Raw genomic sequence first — 22707 nt, 5'->3', positions numbered from 1 at the left:
CTCGGCGGGGTACTCTAGATCTCAGTGAACAGTTGTGATTCCAACTGTTCACCGAACAATTATCATCCGCACGCCAACCGCATCCGGATCGTCACTTCGAGAGAGGCACCCATGCTCTTCATCGTCGCGGCACTCGCCCTGATGGGGGTTCTTCTGGGGGCGGCGGCGCACACTCCGCTCCCCCTGTTCCTCGCCGCCGCGGGCGCCATCGGCGCCTGGCTGCTGGTCTTCTTCATCCGCGAACGCACCGGGCACAAGAGGAGCTGAGACCCATGGCACTCACCGCACCGTCCCGCACCTCACCGGTCCGGGCGCGCCGGGACGCCGACGGCATGGCCGTCGCCTCCTTCGTGCTCGGTCTGATCGGTCTGCTGCTCTTCAACGCGGTCTTCGGGCCCTGCGCGATCGTCCTCGGGACGCTCGCCATCGCCCGGGACACCCGCCGCAGGGGCCGGGCGCTGCTCGGACTCACCCTCGGCATCGCCGATGTGGTCCTGCTGATCGTCCTGCTGACGCTGAATCACTCCGTCTTCTGGCAGTTCGGCGGCTGACCCGCCCGGCGGCCCACCGGCAGCACACCGCCTGCGGCCCACCGGCAGCACACCGCCCGGCGGCCGACCGGCACCACACCGCCGGCGGCCCACCGCGGCACACCTCCCCGCGCGGCCCTTCCACTCAGTGGAAGGGCCGTTGCCCGTGCGTGACGGGCGTCACCACGCTGGCACGCATGACCACCTTCGCCAAAAACCAGTGGTACGTCGCCGCCTACGGCCGGGAAATCGGCCGCGAGCTGCTGGGGCGCACCATCCTCAACGAGCCCATCGCCTTCTACCGCGCCGAGTCCGACGACAAGGTCATCGCGCTCGCCGACCGCTGTGTGCACCGCCGCTATCCGCTCACCGCCGGCCGTCTCGACGGCGACACGGTCGTCTGCGGCTACCACGGCTTCACCTACGACACCGGCGGCACCTGTGTGTTCGTACCGGGCCAGAAGCGCGTCCCGCGCACCGCCCGGGTCCGCTCCTACCCCGTCGTCGAGCAGGACTCGCTGGTGTGGGTGTGGATCGGGGACCCGGCGCTCGCCGACCCCGGCGCGGTGCCGCGCGCCCCCTGGCTGGCCGATCCGCGCTGGACGACGGTGGGCGGCATGGAGCCGATCGACGCCGACTACGGCCTGCTCGTGGACAATCTGCTGGACCTCTCCCACGAGACGTATCTGCACGGCGGCTACATCGGCACCCCCGAGGTCGCCGAGACCCCGATCACCACGGAGGTCGACGAGGGCGCGGGCGTCGTCCGGGTCAGCCGGCACATGGACGACGCCGAGTGCCCGCCCTTCTACGCCCGCTCCACCGGCATCGAAGGCCGCATCACCCGCTGGCAGGACATCGAGTACCACGCGCCCTGTCTGTATCTGCTGCACAGCCGGATCGCCCCGGTCGGGGTACTGCCGGAGCCGGACGGCTCCGATCCGAACGCCTTCCATGTGGAGATCACCTACGCCATCACCCCGTCCACCGACCGCCATGTGTACGACTTCTGGGCCGTCTCACGGGACTTCGCACAGGACGACGAGGAGGTCTCCACCTTCCTCCACGACCTCAACCGGACCGTGGTGCTCCAGGACGTGGCGGCGCTGAACGTGCTCCAGAAGGCGCTGGACACCGAGCGCGAGGGCTACCAGGAGCTCAGCATCAACATCGACACCGGTGGACTGGCCGCGCGCCGCATCCTCGCCCGCCTCGCCGCCGAAGGGGAGAAGACCGCGCCTGTGGTGGCGTCCCCGTGAGCGGCACGCCCACGGCGGAGGTGTACCGGATCGACTGGCTGCCCGGCACCGATGTGCTGCACGGGGTCTGCCACTGCGGCGCCGAGCGCACCGCGGAGGACCCGGTCGAGCTGTGGCAGTGGATGCTCGCCCATCCCAGCGGACACCATCCCAGCGGCCACCATCCCGCCGATCCCGTCGAGGACGACCCCAACGGCCACCGTAAGGAGCCCCGTTCATGAACCCCGGTGGCGAGTACGAGGACACGCTGCTCGTGGCCCGCAGGGAGGAGGTGGCCTCGGACGTGGTGGCGCTGACACTGCGCCACCCGGCGGGCCGTGACCTCCCCGCCTGGGAGCCCGGCGCCCATCTCGACCTCGTCCTCGACGCGGGCCCGGCCCGGCGGTACTCCCGGCAGTACTCGCTGTGCGGCGACCCCGCCGACCGCGCCTCCTGGCGGATCGCGGTGCTCCGCGTCCCCGCCGGGCGCGGCGGCTCCGCCCACGTGCACGACGCCCTCACCGAGGGCAGCGCGGTGCGGGTGCGCGGGCCGCGCAACCACTTCGCGCTGCGCCCGGCGGCCCGCTATCTCTTCATCGCGGGCGGCATCGGCATCACACCTCTCCTCCCCATGACGGCCGCCGCCGAGGCCGCGGGCGTCGACTGGCGGCTGCTCTACGGCGGGCGCACCCGTGCCTCGATGGCCTTCGCGGACGAGCTCGCCTCCGCCTACGGCGACAAGGTGCGCCTGGTGCCGCAGGACGAGGAGGGGCTGCTCGACCTCGCGCCGTACCTCACCGCACCGCATCCCACCGCACCGCATCCCACCGTCCCGACCGGTCCCACCACCCCGGCCGGTCCCGGCACCCTGGTCTACTGCTGCGGCCCCGAGCCGCTGCTCCAGGTCGCCGAGGAGGCGTGCCGCGACTGGCCGGAGGGGTCCCTGCGCACCGAGCGGTTCCAGCCCCGTACGGACGACGCGGGCACCGAACCGGGCGGCCGGGCCTTCGAGTTGGTGCTCACCCGCTCCGGGCTGACCCTCACCGTGGAGCCGGAGCGCAGCGTTCTGCGCACGGTCGAGGCGGCGGGGGTACCGGTTTTGTACTCCTGCGAAGAGGGCACCTGTGGGACGTGTGAGACGGACGTCATCGAGGGGGAGGTGGACCACCACGACTCCGTGCTCACCGACGAGGAGCGGGCCTCGGGCGAGACGATGATGATCTGCGTCTCCCGCTGCCATGGCCCGCGATTGGTGCTGGACCTGTGAATCCGCCCTGAACGGCCGTATGAGCCCCTCGATGTGAGGTTCGGAACGACCCCACCCACTGGACAACCAGGTTGGTTAGGCTAACCTAACTACGTCCTCGGGTTGCCGTCCCGTGACCACGTCCCCGTATGCATCGAGAGAGAGCACCATCATGCGCCAGGCCAGAGCACTCCCCCTCTCCCGCCGCGGTCTGCTCACCGCGGGCGGCGCCCTCGGACTCGGAGCCCTGGTCACCGCCTGCGGGGACAACGGCGGTTCGGGCTCCGGCGGTGACGACGGCGGCGGCTCCTGGTCGTTCACCGATGACCGCAAGGAGAAGATCAGCCTCGACGGCCGGCCGCAGCACATCGTCGCCTACATCGGCGCGGCGGCGGCGCTCTACGACTTCGGCATCGAGAAGCAGATCACGGGCGTCTTCGGCCCGACCACGCTGAAGAACGGCAAGCCGGACGTCCAGGCGGGCGACTTCCCCGTGGACCAGGCCACGTCCCTGGGCAACACCTGGGGCCAGTTCAACGTCGAGAAGTACGCCTCGCTCAACCCTGATCTGCTGATCACCAACATGTTCGACCCGGGCGCGCTCTTCTACATCCCGGACGACAGCAAGAAGAAGATCCTCTCGCTGGCCCCCAGCGCCGCCATCTCCACCGGCCGGATCTCCATGCTCGAACCCATCAAGCGCTACGCCGCACTGGCCGAGGCGCTCGGCGCCGATCCGAAGGCCAAGAAGGTCACCGACGCCAAGGCGCGGTTCGAGAAGGCCGCCGAGACCCTGCGCAAAACCGTCAAATCGCACAAGATCAAGGTCATGGCCTGCTCCGCCAGCGCCGATCTCTTCTATGTCTCCGACCCGAAGGTCAATGCCGACCTGATCTACTTCAGCGAGCTCGGCGTCGACTTCGTCGTCCCCGAAAAGCCCGACAAGGGCGGCTACTTCGAGAGCCTCAGCTGGGAGAACGCCGACAAGTACGACGCCGATGTGCTCTTCCTCGACAACCGCACCGCGACCCTCCAGCCCAAGGCCCTGACCTCCAAGCCGACCTGGTCCAAGCTGGCCGCGGTCAAGGCGGGTCAGATCACCCCCTGGAGCAGCGAGCCGCGCTTCTCGTACGCGGGCGCCGCCCCGCTCGTCGAATCCCTCACCAAGGCCATCCAGGACGCGAAGAAGGTCAGCTGACGGTCAGTCGACCGGCTGGCCCCGGCCTCCCCACGGCAAGCGAAGGGAAGACCCTCCTCCCATGACCACCGCAGCCATCAAAACCGCCACCACCACCGCCATCCCGTTCCGGTTCTTCGACGCGCGGGTCGTACGGACCCGCTCGCTCGGACCGTCCATGGCGCGGATCACCTTCGGCGGCGCCTGTCTGAAGGACTTCACCAGCGGAGGCCGCGACCAGCGCTTCAAACTCTTCCTGCCGCACCCCGGCCAGACCGCCCCGGTGGTGCCGGTCGAGGCCGGGGAGGGCTGGTTCGCCACCTGGCGGGCGATGGACCCGGCCGAACGCGGCATCATGCGCTCGTACACGGTGCGCCAACAGCGCCGCGGCCCCGACGAGATCGACGTGGACTTCGCGCTCCACCACGACGGCGGCCCGGCCGCCCGCTGGGCCGCGCGCGCCGAGGCCGGCGACCGCGTCACCCTGCTTGGCCCGGTCGTGGAGGACAACGGCGGGGTGGACTTCCGGCCGCCGTCCAGCACCGACTGGGCGCTGGTCACCGGCGACGAGACCGCGCTGCCCGCCATCGCCGGCATCCTCGAATGGCTGCCCGCCGACTTCCCCGTCAAGGTGTGGCTCGAGGTCCAGCACGCCGAGGACATCCAGGAGCTGCGCACCGAGGCGAAAGCCGAGATCACCTGGCTGGTCCGGGACGCCGTGGCCCCCGGCACCCCGCGCTCCGCCCTGCTGCTGAACGCGGTGGGCGCCACCGAGCTGCCCCACGGCACGCCGTACGCCTGGATCGCGGGCGAGGCGGGAACGGTCAAGGCGCTGCGCCGCCACCTGGTGCGCGAGCGCGGCTTCGACCGTAAGGCCGTCACCTTCACCGGCTACTGGCGCCTGGGCGCCTGTGAGGAGCAGCTCGTCGAGGAGGCCGTGTCGGGCACCGGCCCCGCGACCGACGACTGACGACCGACGGCCGACAACTGCCCCCGTCGCCGTACCCGCTCTCCATCCCCACAGCCGCGGCCCACGGCAGAACCCACAACCGTGCCCCACGGCTGGATCCACAGCCGCGGCCCATAGCTGAGCCCACAACCGCGTCGCACAACTGAATCCATCCGAAGGACCGCGGAGAGCCGACCGCTTGACACCAGGCGGCCGACCGCTCGGCGCACCCCCACGCGCCCTGCCGCCACGTCCGGCGCCCCCGCACGCCCATCAGGCCGTCAGGCCGTCAGGCCGCCAAGCCGCCAGGCCGCCAAGCCGCCAGGCCGCCAAGCCACCGGGCCGGCAGGCCATCAGGCCGCGGGGCCACCCCTCCCCCACCCAGCCGCATGCCCGCGCCCTCCGCACGCCCGCATGCTCGTTTCCAGAAGGGACAGACCGTGAGTTTCCTCGCGCAGACCGCTGAGGACCCGTCGCCGGAGCCGATACCCGGGGCGGCGGATGGCAGGGCCCACCTCTTCAACGGCCGTACGGCGGAACGCTATCGGCGCTCCGTGACCGACGGCGTCGCACTGGTGGCCACCACCGTCGCCCGCGCCGAGCGCCCCTTCACCGGCATCACCCCCGCCGAACTCGCCCCCGAGATCTCCGGAATCGACCTGGAGCGCCCGCTCGGCGATCCGGACGCCGCGCTCGAGGAGCTGGAGAGCGTCTACCTCAAGGACGCCGTCTACTTCCACCACCCGCGCTACCTGGCCCACCTCAACTGCCCCGTGGTGATCCCCGCGCTGCTGGGCGAGGCCGTCCTCTCCGCCGTCAACTCCTCGCTCGACACCTGGGACCAGAGCGCCGGCGGTACCCTGATCGAGCGCCGGCTGATCGACTGGACCGCCGAGCGCATCGGCCTCGGCGAGGCCGCGGACGGCATCTTCACCAGCGGCGGCACCCAGTCCAACCTCCAGGCGATGCTGCTCGCCCGCGACGAGGCGTGCACCCTGGTCGAGAAGGAGGCCACCGCGGCCGGCGAGACGATCGCCAAATCCGCGATCCTGCCCCGGCTGCGCATCCTCACCTCCCAGGTCAGCCACTTCTCCATCCAGAAGGCCGCCGCCATCCTGGGGCTCGGCTACGAGGCCGTCATCCCGGTCCCCTGCGACCAGGACCGCCGGATGCGGACCGTCTCCCTCGCCCATGAGCTGGACCGCTGCCGCCGCGAGGGCCTGATCGTCATGGCCGTCGTGGCCACCGCGGGCACCACCGACTTCGGCTCCATCGACCCGCTGCCCGAGATCGCCGAGCTGTGCGCCCGGCACGGCACCTGGCTGCACGTGGACGCCGCGTACGGCTGCGGACTGCTGGCCTCCGCCACCCGCCGCCACCTCCTGGACGGCATCGAACGCGCCGACTCGGTGACCGTGGACTACCACAAGTCCTTCTTCCAGCCGGTCAGCTCCAGCGCCGTCCTGGTCCGCGACCGCGCCACGCTGAGCCATGCCACGTACCACGCGGACTATCTCAACCCCGAGCGCAGCGCCCGGAACCTGATCCCCAACCAGGTGGACAAGTCCATCCAGACCACCCGCCGCTTCGACGCGCTCAAGCTCTGGCTGACGCTGCGGATCATGGGCGCGGACGCCATCGGGGCGCTCTTCGACGAGGTGGTGGAGCGGGCCGCCGAGGCATGGGCCCTGCTGGACACCGATCCGCGCTACGAGGTGGTCACCGAGCCCCAGCTGTCAACGCTGGTCTTCCGCTACGTACCGCCGTCCGACGGGCCGTGCGACCCGGACATCGTCGACCGCGCCAATCTGCACGCCCGCGAGGCCCTGGCCGCCTCCGGTGCGGCGGTCGTGGCGGGCACGGTGGTGGACGGCCGCCACTACCTGAAGTTCACGCTGCTCAACCCGGAGACGTCGCTGCGCGACATCGCGTTCGTCCTCGACCTCCTCGCCGAGCACGCCGGTCAGTACCTGGCCCTGCACATCGAGCCCGCACTCAGCCACTCCCGCGCCAGCTGAGCCGCTGACCGCACGTCCCCCTCGGAGAACCCCGTGTCCACCCCGCACATATACGACTTCATCGCGGTCGGGCTCGGCCCCTACAACCTGGGCCTTGCCTGCCTCACCGAGCCGATCGACGAACTCGACGGACTGTTCCTGGAGAGCAGGCCCGACTTCGACTGGCATCCGGGCATGCTGCTGGACGGCGTCACCCTCCAGACCCCCTTCATGGCCGACCTGGTGACCCTGGCCGACCCCACCTCCCCGTACTCCTTCCTCAGCTACCTCAAGGAGTCGGGGCGGCTGTACTCCTTCTACATCCGCGAGATCTTCTATCCGCTGCGCGCCGAGTACAACGACTACTGCCGCTGGGCCGCCGCGAAACTCCCGTCCGTCCGCTTCGGCCACCGGGTGACGAGCGTCGAGTACGACGAGGCCGACGGCCTCTACACGGTGCGCGCCCTGCGTCCCGCGAGCGGCGAGACCACCACCCACCGCGCCCGCCATCTGGTGCTGGGCACCGGCACCCCGCCGTACCTGCCCGAGGTGTGCCGGGGCCTGGGCGGGGATCTGCTGCACAACACGGACTACCTGGAGAACAAGCGGGCGCTCCAGTCCAAGGAGTCCATCACCGTCGTCGGCAGCGGCCAGAGCGCCGCCGAGATCTACCAGGACCTGCTCGCCGACATCGACACTCACGGCTACCGGCTGAACTGGGTGACCCGCTCCCCGCGCTTCTTCCCGCTGGAGTACACCAAACTCACCCTGGAGATGACCTCGCCCGAGTACGTGGACTACTTCCACGCGCTCCCCGAGGACACCCGCTACCGGCTGGAAGGCGAGCAGAAGGGCCTGTTCAAGGGGATCGACGCCGACCTCATCAACGGCATCTTCGACCTCCTGTACCAGAAGAGCGTGAGCGGCCCGGTGCCCACCCGGCTGCTGACCAACACCGCGCTCACCGACGCGGCGTACGACGAGCGGTCCGCCACGTACACCCTCGGGCTGCGCCACACCGAGCAGGAGCGGGACTTCTCGCTCACCACCCAGGGGCTCGTCCTGGCCACCGGCTACCGCTACCAGGTGCCCGCCTTCCTGGACCCGGTGCGCGACCGCATCCGCTGGGACCGCCACGGCCGCTTCGACGTCGCCCGCAACTACAGCATCGACACCACCGGGCGCGGCATCTTCCTCCAGAACGGCGCCACCCACGCCCACAGCCTGACCTCCCCGGACCTGGGCATGGGCCCGTACCGCAACTCGTGGATCATCCGTGAGCTGCTGGGGCGGGAGCACTATCCGGTGGAGAAGTCCATCGCCTTCCAGGAGTTCGGCGCACCGGACGGAGCCGTGTCATGACGCTTCCGCCGATCTTCGAGCACAAGGACGCGCGCCTGGGCACCTTCGCCCTGCGCGCCCTGGACCCGGCGGCCGACGCCGAGCTGCTGCACGGCTGGGTGACCCACCCCAAGGCGTCCTACTGGATGATGCTGGAGGCGGACGAGGCGGAGGTCGCCGCCGAGTACCGCAGGATCCACGAGCATCCGCACCACGAGGCGTTCATCGGCCTGCACGAGGGGCGCCCGGCGTTCCTGGCCGAGCGCTACGACCCGTCGCGGGTGGAACTCGCCGGTCTCTACCCCGCCCGGCCCGGCGACGTCGGGATGCACTTCCTGTGCGCGCCGACCGGCACCCCCGTGCACGGCTTCACCCTCGCCGTGATCACCGCCGTCATGGAGTTCTGCTTCTCCGATCCGCACGTCCGGCGCGTAGTCGTCGAGCCCGATGTGCGCAACGACGCGGTACACGCGCTCAACGCGGCCGTCGGCTTCGAGATCGTCGAGCAGATCGCCAAACCCGAGAAGGACGCGTACCTCAGCATCTGCACCCGCGAGCGGTTCGAGGCCGCACGCACCGCACTGGCCGCCGATGCGGCCCGAACCGCCCGGACCGCCCGGGCTGACCGCGACGCCCAAGGAGTGACCCGATGAGCCCCCGCGACGCCGTCGCCCACCTCACCCCCGACCTGTGGGACCGGGCGGGCCGCCTCCTCATCCGCAAGGCGCTCGCCGAATTCACCCATGAGCGCCTGCTCGCGCCCGAGCTCGGCCCCGACGGCCGCTACGCCGTGACCAGCGACGACGGGGCGGTGACCTACCGCTTCGCCGCCCGGGTCCTCTCCCTGGACCACTGGCTGGTCGAGGCGGACAGCATCACCCGCCACGACCGGAACGCCACCGAACTCCCCCTGGACGCGCTGGACTTCTTCATCGAACTGCGCGGGCGGCTCGGCCTGAGCGAGGACATCCTCCCCGTCTACCTCGAGGAGATCAGCTCCACCCTCTCCGGGACGGCGTTCAAACTGGCCGGTGAGCCGGAGGCCGCCGCCCAGCTGGCCAAATCCGGCTTCCAGGAGATCGAGACGGGGATGACCGAGGGCCACCCCTGCTTCGTCGCCAACAACGGCCGCCTCGGCTTCGGCATCCACGAATACCTCTCGTACGCCCCCGAGACCGCGAGCCCCGTCCGCCTGATCTGGCTCGCCGCCCGCCGCGACCGCTCCACCTTCACCTCCTCCGCGGACCTGGACTACGACGCCCTGATCCACTCCGAACTGAGCGAGGAGACCCGGACCCGCTTCGCGCAGACCCTCACCGACCTCGGCCTGGACCCGGCCGACTACCACCTGCTGCCGGTGCACCCCTGGCAGTGGTGGAACAAGCTGTCGGTCAGCTTCGCCGCCGAGGTCGCCCGGCAGCACCTGGTGTGCCTGGGCCCGGGCGACGACGAGTACCTGGCGCAGCAGTCGATCCGGACGTTCTTCAACACCAGCGACCCGTCCAAGCACTATGTGAAGACCGCGCTGTCGGTGCTGAACATGGGCTTCATGCGGGGCCTGTCGGCGGCGTACATGGAGGCGACACCGGCCATCAACGACTGGCTGTCGTCCCTGATCGCCTCGGACGAGACCTTCCGTGCCACGCGCTTCTCCATCATCCGAGAACGAGCAGCCATCGGCTACCACCACCGCCAGTACGAGACGGCCACGGCGAAGGGCTCGCCGTACCGCAAAATGCTGGCGGCCCTGTGGCGCGAGAGCCCCGTCCCGTCCCTGGAACCCGGCCAGCGCCTGGCCACCATGGCCTCCCTCCTCCACACCGACCCCGACGGCGCCTCCTTCGTCAGCGCCCTCATCGAGGAATCCGGCCTCACCCCAGCCACATGGCTACGCCGCTACCTGGATGCCTACCTCACTCCGGTGCTGCACAGCTTCTACGCCTACGACCTGGTCTTCATGCCGCACGGCGAGAACGTCATCCTGGTGATCGAGGACGGCGCCGTCCAGCGCGTGATCTTCAAGGACATCGCCGAGGAGATCGCCGTCATGGACCCCACCGCGGTCCTCCCCCCGACCGTGGAACGCATCCGCGTCGACGTCCCCGAGGACAAGAAACTCCTCTCCATCTTCACGGACGTCTTCGACTGCTTCCTGCGCTTCCTCAACGGCATCCTCGTCAGCGAGGGCCTCCTGGAGGAAGACACCTTCTGGCAGCAGGTCGCCGACTGCGTCCTGTCCTACCAGCACTCGACCCCCCACCTAGCGGACAAATTCGCCCAGTACGACATGTTCGCCGAGGACTTCGCCCTCTCCTGCCTCAACCGCCTCCAGCTCCGCAACAACCGCGAAATGGTAGACCTCCAGGACCCGGCCGGCGCCCTCCAGCTGATCGGCACCCTGAAGAACCCGATCGCGGGACTGGGCCCACGGCCCTGACCCACCCACCGCCCCGCGGGCCACACCCGCCCCCCGGGACCTCCGCAATCCACCCCCAGCCCGAGCCCCCACCACCCCGGAGCCCCCAAACGCCCACGCACCCGACCCGCTACACTGTGACGGCGCGCCGCGACGGCACCACCATGCCGCCCTGACGCCGGGCCTCCGTAGCTCAGGGGATAGAGCACCGCTCTCCTAAAGCGGGTGTCGCAGGTTCGAATCCTGCCGGGGGCACCATGTGATGTCGCAGGACATCGGAATGACCTCGAACCCACGATTGGGTTCGGGGTCATCGTCGTTGTGGGCCCGGGTGGTCGGCCGGTTGGCTGGTAGTCGCGGCTGGGGTCGATGGTCAGGTCGCGGAGGAGTTCGCCGGTGGCGGCGTTGGCGATCCGGACGTCCAGGTCGTTGACGAGCATGATCACGTGGGTTCCGGCGTGGGTTCGTCCGATGCCGATGTGGTGCAGGCGTCCGGCCAGGCGGAGGGTGACGATGCCGGATTTGTCGATGCGGTCGTGGCGGATACGGGTGTGGGTGTCTGCGTTGCGGCTGTGGGCGGGTAGGGCCTTGGGCCGGGTGGTGTAGATGGTGGCGGGGGTGGCTTTGTGGGGCAGGGACCGGTGGGGTCGCTGGTGGTTGTAGGCGTGGGTGAACTGGTCGATGAGGGTCTGCAGGTGGGGCAGGGTGGTGGGCTGGTGGGGCTGGGCGCGCAGCCAGTTCTTCATCGTCTGCTGGAAGCGTTCGACTTTGCCGCAGGTGGTGGGGTGGTTGGGGGCGGCGTTCTTCTGGGTGATGTGCAGGCGGCGCAGTTCGTGTTCCAGGGCGTTGCGGCCGCCACGGCCGCCTGAGAGGCGGGTGGTGAAGACCATGCCGTTGTCGGTGAGGGTGGAGGCCGGGATGCCGTGCGCGGCGACGGCCTGGCGGAACGTGTCCCGGACGATCGGGCCGGTCACGCGTGGCCAGCAGGTAACGTGCAAGGCGTAGCGGGAGCAGTCGTCGAGCCAGGTGAGGATCTCGGTGTCGGTGCCGGCTGTGTCGGCGAGGCGGTAGTGGGTGAAGTCGGCCTGCCAGGTCTCATTGGGCAGCTCGGCCTGGAAGCGGATGTAGGACGAGCGGGGTCGTTTCCTGGGGTCGGGGACCACCAGGCCGTGGGCGGTGAGGTAGCGGCTGATCGTGGCCCGCGACACGCGCAGGTGGTGATGGTGGAGCAGGTGCCAGGCGATCGTCTCGGGCCCCGCGTCCAGGCCCTGTCCGGCCAGCTCCTTTCGGATGCGGACGATCAGGTCGACCGTGGCCGCATCGAGCGCGGTCGGTGAGGTCTTCGGCCGCCGGGAGCGCGGCTCGAAGGCAGCCTCGCCCTCGGCTCGGTAGCGGGCCACCAGACGGCTGACCCATCCCTGCGACACCCCGTACGCCCGCGCAACCTCGCCCTGGGTACGGCCCTCTACGACCACAGCAGTGATCACCAGACGCCTCTTCGACATCGTCAGACCTTGACCCCAAGGTCATTCCGATGTCTTGAGACACCCCATTCCTATGTCCTGAGCGACCACACTGCCGGGGGCACCATGCCTGACCTGGCCGAACGCCCCCGCGATCTTGGATCGTGGGGGGGGCGTTGACGGCAGAGGTCCGGCGGCCTCGGGGATGCGGCCGAAGGACCGGTACAGGTTTCGAGGCCTGTGTCGTGGGTCTCGGTGGAGCCGACGAGCTGGACGGGGCGGGTGCAACCGCGGATTCGGTTGATCTGGTCTTGGACGCGGTCGAAGTCGGGGTGGTGGGCGAGGTGGATGAGGTCCCGCAGGGCCAGGCTCGCCACGTGGCGCAGGTCCAGAGGGGCTTTCACGGGTGAGGTGTCCTTTCCGGGGAAGAGGGGCCCCGGGCAGCACCGGGGCAGGGCTGCGGGTGCTGCTCGGGGCATGGCGAATCCGGGCCCGGTCAGGGGTGGGGGTTTCTGGGTTGCCGGGACGGCCGGCTCCGGGTCAGGGCTGGGCGTGCGCGGCAGTGGCCAACGGCAGTGCGACGCCGAGGCGGGCCCGGAGCTGAGCCGGGCTGATGGGCTCGCCGTGCTCGGCCCAGTCGGTGTCGGCGATGGAGCGCGCCGCGTTCAACAGCGGCACGGGCACCGTGACCGCCGGGAAGCTCTCCGGCTTCAGCGTGACCGGGGACGAGATCGGTTCGAGGGCCGGAACAGGCTCCGGCGCGGGGGCCGGTGCCTTCTCGACCGGAGCGTCAGGCGCGGCCGGGACCGGGGTCGGGGTGGTGTTGGCGACGGTGTGGAAGTGGTGCAGGAGTTGCGGGCCGACTGCTCCCCAGCCCAGCGGGAGGAGCGGGGCGACCGCGTCCACGTCGTGCCAGTGCAAGCCCAGGATTTCCCTACGACGGAGCCCAAGCACGACCGCACTGCGAGAGCCCGAGCGCCGACGCTACTTCCTGTGCGCCCCCGTGCCGCGGCATCACGCGTCCGGCGGATGGCAGGAAAGGTGGGAAGCACGTCATTGCTGCCATCCTTCTTGGCGGCCAGCATGGACACCATGGAACGGCGCACCGTGCTCATCGTCCTTTTCGACGGCGTATTGAGCCTGGACTTCACCGGGCCGCTGGAGGTCTTCGCCGGTGCGGCCGGTTGCGTCCCCGGCGCGTACGACATCAGGACCGGCAGCCTGGACGGCTCACCGGTGCGCACCTCCAGCGGGTTGTCGGTCACGCCGGACCTCGCGCTGTCCGACGCGTCCGCTCCGCACACCCTGATCGTGCCGGGGGGTGAGGGCACCCGGGCGATGGATCCGGGGGTGGTGGCGTGGCTGCGGGAGAACGCCCAGGCGGCGCGTCGTCTGGTGTCGGTGTGCACCGGGGCCTATGCGCTGGCCGCGGCCGGGCTGCTGGACGGACGCCGGGTGACGACCCACTGGGCGCTGTGGGAGGGGCTGGCCGAGCGGTTCCCGGCCGTGGAGGTGGACCCGGGCCCTATCTACATCCGCGACGGACCGGTGTCCACCTCCGCGGGGGTCACCAGTGGCATCGACCTCGCGCTCGCCCTCGTGGAGGAGGACCTCGGCCGTGACGTGGCGCTCACCGTCGCCCGCTTCCTGGTCGTCTTCCTCCGCCGTCCCGGGAATCAGCGACAGTTCAGCGTCCAGCTCGCAGCGCAGAGCGCACAGCGCCGTCCGCTGCGAGACATCCAGCAGTACATCGCCGAACACCCCGATGCGGATCTGTCTGTCAGCGCGCTGGCTGAGCGGGCGAACCTCTCGCCCCGCCACTTCGCCCGCGCGTTCCGGGAGGAGATCGGCACCTCGCCTGGCCGGTACGTAGACCAGGTGCGGCTCGAAGTGGCGCGGCGGCTGCTGGAGGACACCGGAGACGGGATTGAGGAGGTCTCGCGCGCCTGCGGCTACGGCACACCGGAGGCCTTGCGCCGCGCCTTCGTCCGCCACCTGGGCATGGCCCCCGCCGAGTACCGGCGTCGGTTCCATCCCTGAGTACACGTCATAGCCCCTTACCGAGAGGCACCATCGTGCAGATCGCGATCCTGCTCTACGAACACTTCACCGCCCTCGACGCCGTCGGTCCGTACGACACCCTGGCCGGACTGCCAGGGGCTCAGCCGGTGTTTGTGGCCGAACGCCGCGGCCCGGTGCGCAACGACAGCGGCAGCCTTCACCTGGTGGCCGAGGCCACGCTGGAAGAAGTCACACGGCCGGACGTCGTGCTGGTGCCCGGCGGCCCCTTCCCGGACGAGCAGCAGAAGAACCCGGAGGTGCTCGCCTGGCTGCGGGCCGTGGACGCCACCACGACCTGGACCACGTCGGTGTGCACTGGTTCGCTGATCCTCGGCTCGGCCGGACTGCTCACCGGCCGCCGTGCGACCACCCACTGGACCACCATGGACGGCCTCCGGGCCCTGGGGGTGGAGGCCGTGGACGAGCGCTATGTGTTCGACGGCAAGTACGTCACCGCGGCGGGTGTCTCGGCCGGGATCGACATGGGCCTGGCCCTGGCCGGGCGGATCGCCGGGGACGCCACCGCGCAAACCGTGCAGCTGATGCTCCAGTACGATCCCCAGCCGCCCTACGACTCCGGCTCACCGCACAAGGCCCCCGCCGAGCTGACTGCCCGGATGCTCCAGGAAGGCGCTTAAGACCGTGTCCTACGTGGTGAGGCGGTCGTTGACCCGGTATGGGGCGGGGTACGTGGAGTTGGATCGCGCCGGACGGGCTGTGGGAGATCGCGAAGCCGCTGATTCCGGAGCAACGAACACGGCCGCAGGGCGGCGGAACAGCCAACACCCCTGATGAGACGCTGTTCGCGGCCATCATCTATGTGTTGGTCAGTGGCTGTGCCTGGCGGGCGCTGCCGCCCTGCTTCGGCGTCTCGGAGTCCACTGCACACCGGCGGTTCCTCATCTGGTCCAGAGCCGGCGTCTGGGGCTGTCTGCACGAGGCAGTCCTGCACCGGCTCGACGACGCCGGCCTCATCGACGTCACCCGCCTCGTCCTCGACACCGCGCATGTCAGGGCGAAAAAGGGGGCGAACACACAGGTCCGAGCCCTGTGGACCGCGGCAAGCCGGGTTTCCAAGATGCACATCCTGTCGGACGCGAACGGACTGCCCCTCGTCGTCGGTGTCTCAGCTGGCAACACCCACGACAGCGAAGGGCTGAAGCCCATGGTGACGGGTCACCAAACGATTCCCAATAGAGCTGTCAAGCGCAGGAGGGTGACTCATGGTGAGCGGGGTCAGCCGAGCGGGGCAGGGCTCGGCGGTGCGGTGATTTCGAAGGTCCGGTTGTCGCGTATGAGGGCCCACAGGACGTTCAGACGGCGGCGTGCGAGAGCAATGATCGCCTGCCTGTGGCCTTTGCCTTCAGCTCTCTTGCGTTCATAGAACGCCCTCGAGACGGGGCAGCACCTGGCGGCGACCATGGCGGACATGTAGAAGACTCGCAGTAGGCGTCGGCAGTAGCGCCGTGGACGGCGCATGTTGCCGCTGATGCGACCTGAGTCCTTGGGGACTGGGGCCAGTCCTGCGACGCCGGCGAGGCGGTCGGAAGTGCCGAAGACACTCATGTCGCCGCCGGTGTGAGCGATGAACTCGGCTCCCAGGACAGGGCCGAGGCCGGGCATGCTCAGAATGACCTCGGCGCGCGGGTGGTCGCGAAACCGGTGCTCGATCAGAAGATCGGTCTCGGCGATCTCCTCGTCGAGTGCGATCACTTGCCTTGCCGGCTTGGCCACCACGGCGGCGGCAGGCTTCTCCCCGGGGACGGCGGCGTGCTGAGCCTCGGCGGCCTCGATCGCGATGACCGCGATGACCGCGATGAGTTCGGAGTTGCGGACCTTGCGATTCCTTAGCCAGGTCACGAGGCGGTTTTTCCCGAGCCGACGGAAGGCAGCTGGCGTCTGGTAGGCCGTCAGGAGCACGAGAGACGCCTTGGACGTCTTGTAGTCAAAGGCACGTTCCAGGGCTGGGAAGTACTCCAGCATCCGGGCCCGCATCCTGTTGATCGCTCGGGTCCGGTCCGCGGCCAGATCCAGCCGACGCGAGGTGAGAATCCGCAGGTCGACGGCAATGTCGTCACCTCGATGCATCAGCTGGAGGTCGCGGCGCATGCGCGCCTGGTCAGCAATGACGAAGGCGTCCTTCGCGTCCGTCTTCCCCTCGCCCCGGTAGGAGCCGGAGGCGTGATGGAGGGTGCGGCCGGGGATGTAGAGGACGGGCTGCCCGTTGTCATTCAGCAGCGCGATCATCAGCGCGGCGCCACCGGCGTTGAGATCGATCGCCCAGGTCACAGACTCACCTTCGCTGAGAGCGAGGACATCGGCGATGAGTTTGAGCAATGCGGTCTCATCGTTGGCCACCCTCCGCGACAGCTTCCGCTTGCCATCGGCGTCGATCACCACACAGTGATGTTCGGCCTTCCCCGCGTCCGTACCGGCCCAGAGTTCGGGCACTGCCACCTCCGAAGTCGTTCCTCTTCCAGCAGACGACCTCGCCAGCGTGTCCTTACCAAGCGATCTTGCCGCGCGCATCCCAATGAGTGGCCGAGTCGTCGCGGGATGCCAGGCGGCCAATCGTTTGAAGCCACTCATGGGGCTGGAGACACGTAGCCACACCCGCCATCCCTGGGCCTCCCGATCCTACGAGTGACCGGAATCAACCCACCAACAACGTAAGGAGACACGACCCGGATCGCGGCCGGCACTTCAAGCCCGAGCGCCTGCACGCGGATAAAGCCTATGACCGGCCCGACCTGCGGAAATGGTTACGCGGCAAGCGCACTGGAGTGCGGATCGCCCGCGAGGGCATCGAGTCCAGCGAACGATTGGGCCGTCGCAGGTGGGTGATCGAGAGAGCGATGTCGTGGCTGTCCGGCTACCGCCGACTCAGCCCCCGCTACGAGCGCCATCCCCGCAACTACCTGGCCTTTCTCGGTCTCGCTGCCGCCCTGTGCTGCTACAAACGACTCGTTCGCCTCACCACGTAGGACACGGTCTAAGGGACGCGAGTCCTAAGGCGACGGAGGCCCCGTTGTTTTCAGCGGGATGAGTGAGAGCCACTGCGACGGCAAGTTCGGGAGCCAGTTCGTCCATCCGTGAAGGGGACGGATCACAGCACAGGTTCATGATCGGCGGTGAGAATGGGAGCCACCCCTATGGAGTGACTTCTCTCGGTGTCGGTTAGGAGTGGGAGTGTCCCGTGGGCGGAATGTGGGGGCGGGCCGGTAGCTTGTGGGTTCCGGGCCCTGCTGGTCCGTGTCCCTGACAGGCGCGGCTGGCAAGGGCCCGGCTGGGTCTGGGGGCTCTCCCGGTAGGGAACACTCCGAAAGCTCTGAACGTTCTCCGGCCATGGCAGTGAAAAGGATCACCGACCTTGAGCCGCAGTTGGCTAACTGCCGGGATTACTGGCTCGGCTGGGGAGAAGCAGAGGCCGTCGATGACGACCTCACGTACTACCGCAGCGGGCTTGCACACGGTCAGCTCAACGGAGTGCTCCGGCTGCGGAGTAGCGATGATGTTGCCCGGGCTCTAGCCCGGGCCAAGAGCGGATTGGCTGGCGTGCCCTGGCTGTGGTGGGTGGGACCGGACAGTGCGCCTGGGGTCGCTGACGGGCTTCTTGAACAGGGCGTGGGAAAGGTCGGCGCGGTACCGATCATGGCCGTCGCACTCGATCGGGTTGCCGACGTGGCAGGACCGCCGGAGCTGAAGATCGAAACGGTGGAAGGCGACGAGGCCCTCACTGAATGGGTTCGGACTAACAGTCCATCCTTCGGAGTCGGGCCGGGGCTGATAGACGATGCGGTGCGCATGGAAGCAGGGCGCGGGGATGCCTCCCGTATCGTGCGTCTTACCGCCCGTATCGGTCCGCAGGCCGTGGGCACCGCTCTCATGTTTGATGCTCACGACGTGGCCGGGATCTACATAGTCGCGACGGCCGAGAGCTACCGCCGCCGGGGCATCGGCGCGATGCTCACCGCAGCCGCCTTGGAGGCGGGCCGTCAGCGGGGGTTGCACATCGGTACGTTGCAGGCCAGTCGGCTGGGGGCACCTGTCTACGCGCGCATGGGGTTTGAGAAGGTTGCCGAGTACCAGCTTTTTCAGCTTCCGGCGTCCTAGCCAGCCCTTCCGCTGAACGGGAAGAAGACTCCCCGTCGGGATGGGACTGACGACGCGGCCAGCCGTCGTGGGCATGCGCTTTGGGTATACTCGGTGAAAATCTGGAACAACAGCTTCGCGCCCTTCTTGTCCAGATTCAGGTAGCCGAACGCGTCCAGGCACAGAAGATCGACTTTGCTGTATCGGGCGATCATGGAGGACAGGCGGCGTCCGGCATCCGCCTCGGCAAGCTCGTTCACCAGCGCCGAGGTGGTGGTGTAGCGGACTGAAAGGCCAGCCTCGGCGATCGCCGTGCCCACCCCGATCAGCAAGTGGGATTCACCGGTGCCGGAGTCGCCGATCAGCACCAGCAGGCGGCCCTCACGCACCCAGGACGGGGACTTCGGATCGGCGATGACCTCGGGCGAGACGTTGGGGTTCTTCTCGAACGCGAAGTCCTCCAGGCGCTTGGGGGCAACAGTTCGTCGCAGTCACTATCAACGGCGGTCCCTCGACGAACCTGCTGGGTAGATCACGAAACCGCACTGGAGTACCAGAGGGTGTCCGAGAAGCTCCGGTCAGAGCGTTCTTGCGGGTCAGAGCGGCCTTCCGACGGGGCGTGGCAGGAGCATCACGGCGGCAGGTGGATCGCGGTCTCCCGGCCGGCGGAACCCGCGGCCGTACGAGCCGGGCTTCCGATTGAACCGCCGTCGGCACAAGCCAGTTGGTACTGGAGACTGACTGTCCATCGCAAGTGAAGGGCCTGTGCAATCCGGCGTTCCCGTATCGCCGCCGGCTTCGCCATCGGTGCCGCCGTCGTCACCAGTCCCCTGACCGCGGGCACCGCGTCCGCCGATGACCCTGTTCCCCCGCTCCGCCCGGTCGCCGGCGGCTATGACTCGTATGCGGAGTGCATGGCGGACGGGGCGTCGTGGGATCCGGAGTGGGACTACTTCGAGTGTGCCAAACAGCCGAGCGGCAACTACACGCTGTTCGCGCGGTAGGCGCCCCCGCACGGCAGCGGCCCCTGTCCCTCGCGCGGGGGACAGGCCCCGCCTCGTGAGGGACGGACACGGCGCCTGACGAGAGACAAGACCCGGCTCTGTTTGTCACCGGGATGCCTCTGAGGCGACACTGCCCCAGGTATCCGAGTGCTGGGAGCCAGGAAAATATGGACGCATCCGACCGAGCGACGCCTTCGCCGGCGACCCCTCCGCTGCGCTTCGCCGTGCTGGGGCGAGTCAGGGCATGGCGAGGCGCCGTGGAGCTGGAGCTCGGTTCGCCGCAGCAGCGGGTGGTGCTGGCCGCGCTGCTGCTGCGCAGGGGGCGGCCGGTCACGGTGGCCGAGCTGGTCGACGCGGTCTGGGGCGAGGAACCGCCGAACGCCGCCGTGTCCGTGCTGCGCACCTACGTGTCACGGCTGCGCAAGGTGCTGCAACCCGGCCCGCGCGGTGCCGACGCCCCGCAGATAGTGACCTCGATCACGGACGGCTATTTGATCCACATCCCCGAGGGCGGCCTGGACCTGGACGTGTTCGAACGGCGGGTCGCCAAGGCGCAGAAGCTGCGCGCCGAGGGCGCGCTCCCGGCGGCCGGAGAGCTGCTGCACTCCGCGCTGGAGGCGTGGGAGGGGACGCCGCTGGCCGGGCTCCCAGGGCCGCTGGCCGAGGTCGAGCGCTCCCGGCTGGCCGAGGAGCGGCTGCTCGCGCTGGAGACCCGCCTGGAGATCGACGTCGAGGTCGGGTGCCTGAGCGAGGCGATCCCCGCGCTGGTCGCGCTGAGCGGTGAGCATCCGCTGCGGGAGCGGCTGAGTCGATTGCTCATGCTCGCGCTGTACCGGTCGGGCCGGCAGGCCGAGGCGCTGGCGGTCTACCGCAGGACCCGCGGCACCCTGGTGTCGGAGCTGGGCGTCGAGCCCAGCGCGTCGCTGCGCGAGCTGCACGAGCGCATTCTGGCGGCCGACCCCTCATTGATCTCGCCGGCCTCGGCCCCGGTCCCGGATTCGGCAGCACCCCCCAGACCCGCGTCCGACCGAGCGCAGGCCACGGGACAGGCCACGGTCCTGGAACCGTACCCGCAGCAGGATTCCGAGGCCGCCGCCCTCACGGCCAGGCCCGCACAACTCCCCGCCGACCTGCCTAACTTCAGCGGGCGCCAGGGCGAACTCGGGCAGGTCCTGGACCTCGCGGAGGGTTTCCCGTCGGACGCGCGTACCACGGTGATCTGCGGCATGGCGGGCATCGGCAAGACGACGCTGGCCGTGCACTGGGCGCACCGGATCGCCCACCAGTACCCCGACGGACAGCTCTACATCAATCTGCGCGGCTTCGACCCGACCGGCTCCGTCGTCGCTCCGGCGGAAGCCGTACGGATCTTCCTCAACGCCCTCGGCGTCCCCCCGCGGTCCGTTCCGGACTCGCTGGACGCCCAGGCGGCTCTCTACCGGAGCCTGCTCGCCGGCCGCCGGATGCTGATTGTCCTCGACAACGCACGCGACTCCGCGCAGGTACGCCCGCTGCTGCCCGGCTCTCCGGGCTGCCTGGCCATCGTGACCAGCCGCAGCCAGCTCGCCGGGCTGATCGCCAACGAGGGCGCGCAACCGCTGGCGCTCGGCCCCCTGACCTCCGCCGAGGCACACGACCTCCTCGCCCGCCGGATCGGCGCCGCGCGGCTCGCCGCCGAGCCCGGCGCCGTCGACGAGATCATCGAGTGCTGCGGGCGGCTGCCCCTGGCCCTCGCCGTCGTTGCGGCACGGGCCGCGACGAACCCCGCGTTCGCCCTGGAGACCGTGGCCAGGGAGTTGCGCGAGAGCCGGGGCGGCCTCGACGTGCTCACCGGCGGCGACGCGACCTCGGACGTACGCAGCGTCTTCTCCTGGTCCTACGAGTCGCTCTCGGCGCCCGCCGCGCGCCTCTTCCGCCTGCTGGGCCTGCACTGCGGGCCGCACATCTCCGCGCAGGCCGCAGCGGTGCTCGCCGGGCTCCCGCTGCGCGAGGGCCGCGTGCTGCTCGCGGAGATCACCCGGGGCAACCTGCTCGACGAGTGCGCACCGGGGCGGTACGTCCTGCACGACCTGCTGCGCGTGTACGGCGCCGAACGCGTCGCGACCGAAGAGTCGGCGGCGGAGCGGGCAGCGGCCATCGAGCGGCTGATCCACTGGTACCTGCACGCGGCGGACGCCGTCTACGTCCACCTCACCCCGCGCCATCACCCGCTGCCTCTCGAACCCCTGCCCGCGGAGTGCGAGCGCATGACGTTCACCTCGCGCGAGCAGGCCCTGCGGTGGTGCGAGACCGAGCGGCCCAACTTCGTCGCCACCGTGCACCGGGCCGCCGAATCGCGTCGGCCCGACCTCGCGTGGCAGCTGACCGCGTCCTTGTGGGGGTTCAGCTTCATCGGCGGCGACCTGCAGGAGTGGCTCAACGTGGCGCGGACCTCGCTGGAGGGCGCGCTCGAGGCCGGCGACCGCAGGGACGAGGCATGGGGCCTCACCGAAGTGGCCGCCGCGCTCACGGCGATGGGCCGTCTCGACGAGTCCATCGAGAAATACCGCGCGGCGATGCTGCTCTACCAGCGGATCGGGGACACCTACGGCAGCTCCCAGGCCGTGAGCGGCCTCGGCGTCGCCTATCTGCACTCGGGGCAACTCGACGAGGCCGTCAACTTCCTCAATCGCTCGCTGGCGCTCTCCCGCGCGAACCACGACGACTGGGCCGAGGCCATCGCCCTGGCGCATCTGGGCGACGCCTGCCAGCAGCTGGGCCGTGACGAGGAGGCCATCGCGTGCCTGCGGCACGGACTGAAGCTCCTGCAAACCACCGGCAACGTCTGGTTCGAGGGCTTCACGCTCGCCGTGCTCGGCACCGTCCTGCACCGGTGTGGCGAACTCGATGAGGCCCTGGAGCGCTACCAGGAGGCGCTGGAGGTCCTCAGAGACGTCGGCAATCCCTGGAGCGAGGGCGACACGCTCAACCACCTCGGCGATGCCCTCCTCGAAGCGGGCCGCCCGGAAGAGGCCCGCGCTCGATGGCAGCAGGCGTTGGCGCTCTTCGAGGAGACCGGCCGTCCCGGCGCCGAGGCCATCCGCGACAGGCTCCACCGCCTGGAGACAGGCGAGTCGGCCCCGGGGCCGGCACCGCCCCCGCACCGGACCGCCGGCGTACGGCCCGCGCCGCGCGATTGAACCGTCCCGCGCGC

General features: G+C 69.7%; 18 protein-coding genes, 1 tRNA gene and 3 pseudogenes. 18 read left to right on the top strand and 4 right to left on the bottom strand.

From position 1 onward, the window contains the following. Window positions 1–111 precede the first annotated feature (111 nt). The 12 genes from ACJX2R_RS31695 (at window position 112) to ACJX2R_RS31640 (ending at window position 11152) form a co-directional block, all read left to right on the top strand. The gene (locus ACJX2R_RS31695; protein WP_262700521.1) at window positions 112–267 is read left to right on the top strand and encodes a hypothetical protein; all 156 of its coding nucleotides are present in this window, start codon (window positions 112–114) and stop codon (window positions 265–267) included. Between the two features lie 5 nt (window positions 268–272). After that, window positions 273–551 carry a DUF4190 domain-containing protein gene (locus ACJX2R_RS31690; protein ID WP_020868993.1) on the top strand — a complete coding sequence of 93 codons (279 nt, stop codon included), beginning with the start codon at window positions 273–275 and terminating at the stop codon, window positions 549–551. Between the two features lie 176 nt (window positions 552–727). After that, a complete protein-coding gene (locus tag ACJX2R_RS31685; protein ID WP_413102918.1) occupies window positions 728–1789 on the top strand; it encodes a Rieske 2Fe-2S domain-containing protein in 1062 nt (353 codons plus the stop codon). Further along, the gene (locus ACJX2R_RS31680) at window positions 1786–2010 is read left to right on the top strand and encodes a hypothetical protein (protein ID WP_413102917.1); all 225 of its coding nucleotides are present in this window, start codon (window positions 1786–1788) and stop codon (window positions 2008–2010) included. Before ACJX2R_RS31685 ends, ACJX2R_RS31680 begins: the two co-directional genes overlap by 4 nt. Then, entirely contained in the window at window positions 2007–3035 is a 1029-nt protein-coding gene (locus ACJX2R_RS31675) for a PDR/VanB family oxidoreductase (RefSeq protein ID WP_413102916.1), read from the top strand. The genes ACJX2R_RS31680 and ACJX2R_RS31675 overlap by 4 nt, the downstream gene beginning before the upstream one ends. Window positions 3036–3186: 151 nt before the next feature. After that, window positions 3187–4212 carry an ABC transporter substrate-binding protein gene (locus ACJX2R_RS31670; RefSeq protein WP_413102915.1) on the top strand — a complete coding sequence of 342 codons (1026 nt, stop codon included), beginning with the start codon at window positions 3187–3189 and terminating at the stop codon, window positions 4210–4212. 61 nt (window positions 4213–4273) lie between these two features. Beyond that, the gene (locus tag ACJX2R_RS31665) at window positions 4274–5161 is read left to right on the top strand and encodes a siderophore-interacting protein (RefSeq protein WP_413102914.1); all 888 of its coding nucleotides are present in this window, start codon (window positions 4274–4276) and stop codon (window positions 5159–5161) included. Window positions 5162–5580: 419 nt separating this feature from the next. Beyond that, entirely contained in the window at window positions 5581–7158 is a 1578-nt protein-coding gene (locus ACJX2R_RS31660) for a pyridoxal phosphate-dependent decarboxylase family protein (RefSeq protein ID WP_413102913.1), read from the top strand. Between the two features lie 33 nt (window positions 7159–7191). Further along, window positions 7192–8499 (top strand): lysine N(6)-hydroxylase/L-ornithine N(5)-oxygenase family protein, encoded by a 1308-nt coding sequence (locus ACJX2R_RS31655; protein ID WP_413102912.1) that lies wholly within the window; start codon window positions 7192–7194, stop codon window positions 8497–8499. Next, the gene (locus ACJX2R_RS31650) at window positions 8496–9131 is read left to right on the top strand and encodes a GNAT family N-acetyltransferase (protein WP_413102911.1); all 636 of its coding nucleotides are present in this window, start codon (window positions 8496–8498) and stop codon (window positions 9129–9131) included. The genes ACJX2R_RS31655 and ACJX2R_RS31650 overlap by 4 nt, the downstream gene beginning before the upstream one ends. After that, on the top strand, window positions 9128–10915 hold the full coding sequence (locus ACJX2R_RS31645; RefSeq protein WP_413102910.1) for an IucA/IucC family protein: 1788 nt from the start codon (window positions 9128–9130) through the stop codon (window positions 10913–10915). Before ACJX2R_RS31650 ends, ACJX2R_RS31645 begins: the two co-directional genes overlap by 4 nt. Before the next feature lie 161 nt (window positions 10916–11076). Beyond that, window positions 11077–11152: transfer RNA gene (locus ACJX2R_RS31640), tRNA-Arg, on the top strand. 407 nt (window positions 11153–11559) lie between these two features. Here ACJX2R_RS31640 and ACJX2R_RS31635 read toward each other — a convergent pair. Both ACJX2R_RS31635 and ACJX2R_RS31630 read right to left on the bottom strand, forming a co-directional pair. Beyond that, window positions 11560–12399, bottom strand: a pseudogene (locus tag ACJX2R_RS31635) (DDE-type integrase/transposase/recombinase); the annotation flags it as partial. Between the two features lie 498 nt (window positions 12400–12897). Next, window positions 12898–13278 (bottom strand): hypothetical protein, encoded by a 381-nt coding sequence (locus ACJX2R_RS31630; protein ID WP_413102909.1) that lies wholly within the window; start codon window positions 13276–13278, stop codon window positions 12898–12900. Between the two features lie 171 nt (window positions 13279–13449). On the opposite strand from ACJX2R_RS31630, the gene ACJX2R_RS31625 reads away from it, so the two are divergent. The 3 genes and pseudogenes from ACJX2R_RS31625 to ACJX2R_RS31615 all read left to right on the top strand — a co-directional run. Beyond that, window positions 13450–14397 (top strand): GlxA family transcriptional regulator, encoded by a 948-nt coding sequence (locus ACJX2R_RS31625; RefSeq protein WP_413102908.1) that lies wholly within the window; start codon window positions 13450–13452, stop codon window positions 14395–14397. Between the two features lie 35 nt (window positions 14398–14432). After that, window positions 14433–15056, top strand: coding sequence for a DJ-1/PfpI family protein (locus ACJX2R_RS31620; RefSeq protein ID WP_262700510.1), 624 nt, complete (start codon window positions 14433–14435; stop codon window positions 15054–15056). A gap of 38 nt (window positions 15057–15094) precedes the next feature. Beyond that, window positions 15095–15622 (top strand): annotated as a pseudogene (locus tag ACJX2R_RS31615) (IS5 family transposase); the annotation flags it as partial. 32 nt (window positions 15623–15654) lie between these two features. Here ACJX2R_RS31615 and ACJX2R_RS31610 read toward each other — a convergent pair. Beyond that, a complete protein-coding gene (locus tag ACJX2R_RS31610; RefSeq protein WP_413102907.1) occupies window positions 15655–16875 on the bottom strand; it encodes an IS110 family transposase in 1221 nt (406 codons plus the stop codon). 218 nt (window positions 16876–17093) lie between these two features. On the opposite strand from ACJX2R_RS31610, the pseudogene ACJX2R_RS31605 reads away from it, so the two are divergent. Together ACJX2R_RS31605 and ACJX2R_RS31600 are read left to right on the top strand one after the other, a co-directional pair. Then, window positions 17094–17402 (top strand): annotated as a pseudogene (locus tag ACJX2R_RS31605) (transposase); the annotation flags it as partial. A gap of 361 nt (window positions 17403–17763) precedes the next feature. After that, the gene (locus tag ACJX2R_RS31600; protein ID WP_413102906.1) at window positions 17764–18531 is read left to right on the top strand and encodes a GNAT family N-acetyltransferase; all 768 of its coding nucleotides are present in this window, start codon (window positions 17764–17766) and stop codon (window positions 18529–18531) included. On the opposite strand, the gene ACJX2R_RS31595 is transcribed toward ACJX2R_RS31600, so the two are convergent. Continuing rightward, window positions 18528–18974 carry an ATP-binding protein gene (locus ACJX2R_RS31595; protein WP_413105986.1) on the bottom strand — a complete coding sequence of 149 codons (447 nt, stop codon included), beginning with the start codon at window positions 18972–18974 and terminating at the stop codon, window positions 18528–18530. The two genes, ACJX2R_RS31600 and ACJX2R_RS31595, sit on opposite strands and share 4 nt — an antisense overlap. A gap of 707 nt (window positions 18975–19681) precedes the next feature. Between ACJX2R_RS31595 and ACJX2R_RS31590 the strand changes: the two genes are divergently transcribed. Further along, complete coding sequence (locus ACJX2R_RS31590; protein ID WP_413102905.1) at window positions 19682–22693, top strand: AfsR/SARP family transcriptional regulator; 3012 nt, start codon at window positions 19682–19684, stop codon at window positions 22691–22693. Window positions 22694–22707: the final 14 nt, after the last annotated feature.

It is taken from the genome of Streptomyces sp. Inha503 (assembly GCF_047215865.1).
Classification (GTDB): Bacteria; Actinomycetota; Actinomycetes; order Streptomycetales; family Streptomycetaceae; genus Streptomyces; species Streptomyces lycopersici.
The sequence above is the reverse complement of the archived record's forward strand: the minus strand, read 5'-3'. Positions and strand labels throughout refer to the sequence as shown.

What these genes read in the sequence shown, in the direction of transcription:
- ACJX2R_RS31665 (WP_413102914.1), top strand. Translation starts at nt 4,274, where the DNA reads ATGACCACCGCAGCCATCAAAACCGCCACCACCACCGCCATCCCGTTC.
- ACJX2R_RS31690 (WP_020868993.1), top strand. Translation starts at nt 273, where the DNA reads ATGGCACTCACCGCACCGTCCCGCACCTCACCGGTCCGGGCGCGCCGG.
- ACJX2R_RS31695 (WP_262700521.1), top strand. Translation starts at nt 112, where the DNA reads ATGCTCTTCATCGTCGCGGCACTCGCCCTGATGGGGGTTCTTCTGGGG.
- ACJX2R_RS31650 (WP_413102911.1), top strand. Translation starts at nt 8,496, where the DNA reads ATGACGCTTCCGCCGATCTTCGAGCACAAGGACGCGCGCCTGGGCACC.
- ACJX2R_RS31590 (WP_413102905.1), top strand. Translation starts at nt 19,682, where the DNA reads ATGGACGCATCCGACCGAGCGACGCCTTCGCCGGCGACCCCTCCGCTG.
- ACJX2R_RS31675 (WP_413102916.1), top strand. Translation starts at nt 2,007, where the DNA reads ATGAACCCCGGTGGCGAGTACGAGGACACGCTGCTCGTGGCCCGCAGG.
- ACJX2R_RS31625 (WP_413102908.1), top strand. Translation starts at nt 13,450, where the DNA reads ATGGAACGGCGCACCGTGCTCATCGTCCTTTTCGACGGCGTATTGAGC.
- ACJX2R_RS31645 (WP_413102910.1), top strand. Translation starts at nt 9,128, where the DNA reads ATGAGCCCCCGCGACGCCGTCGCCCACCTCACCCCCGACCTGTGGGAC.
- ACJX2R_RS31670 (WP_413102915.1), top strand. Translation starts at nt 3,187, where the DNA reads ATGCGCCAGGCCAGAGCACTCCCCCTCTCCCGCCGCGGTCTGCTCACC.
- ACJX2R_RS31685 (WP_413102918.1), top strand. Translation starts at nt 728, where the DNA reads ATGACCACCTTCGCCAAAAACCAGTGGTACGTCGCCGCCTACGGCCGG.
- ACJX2R_RS31600 (WP_413102906.1), top strand. Translation starts at nt 17,764, where the DNA reads ATGGCAGTGAAAAGGATCACCGACCTTGAGCCGCAGTTGGCTAACTGC.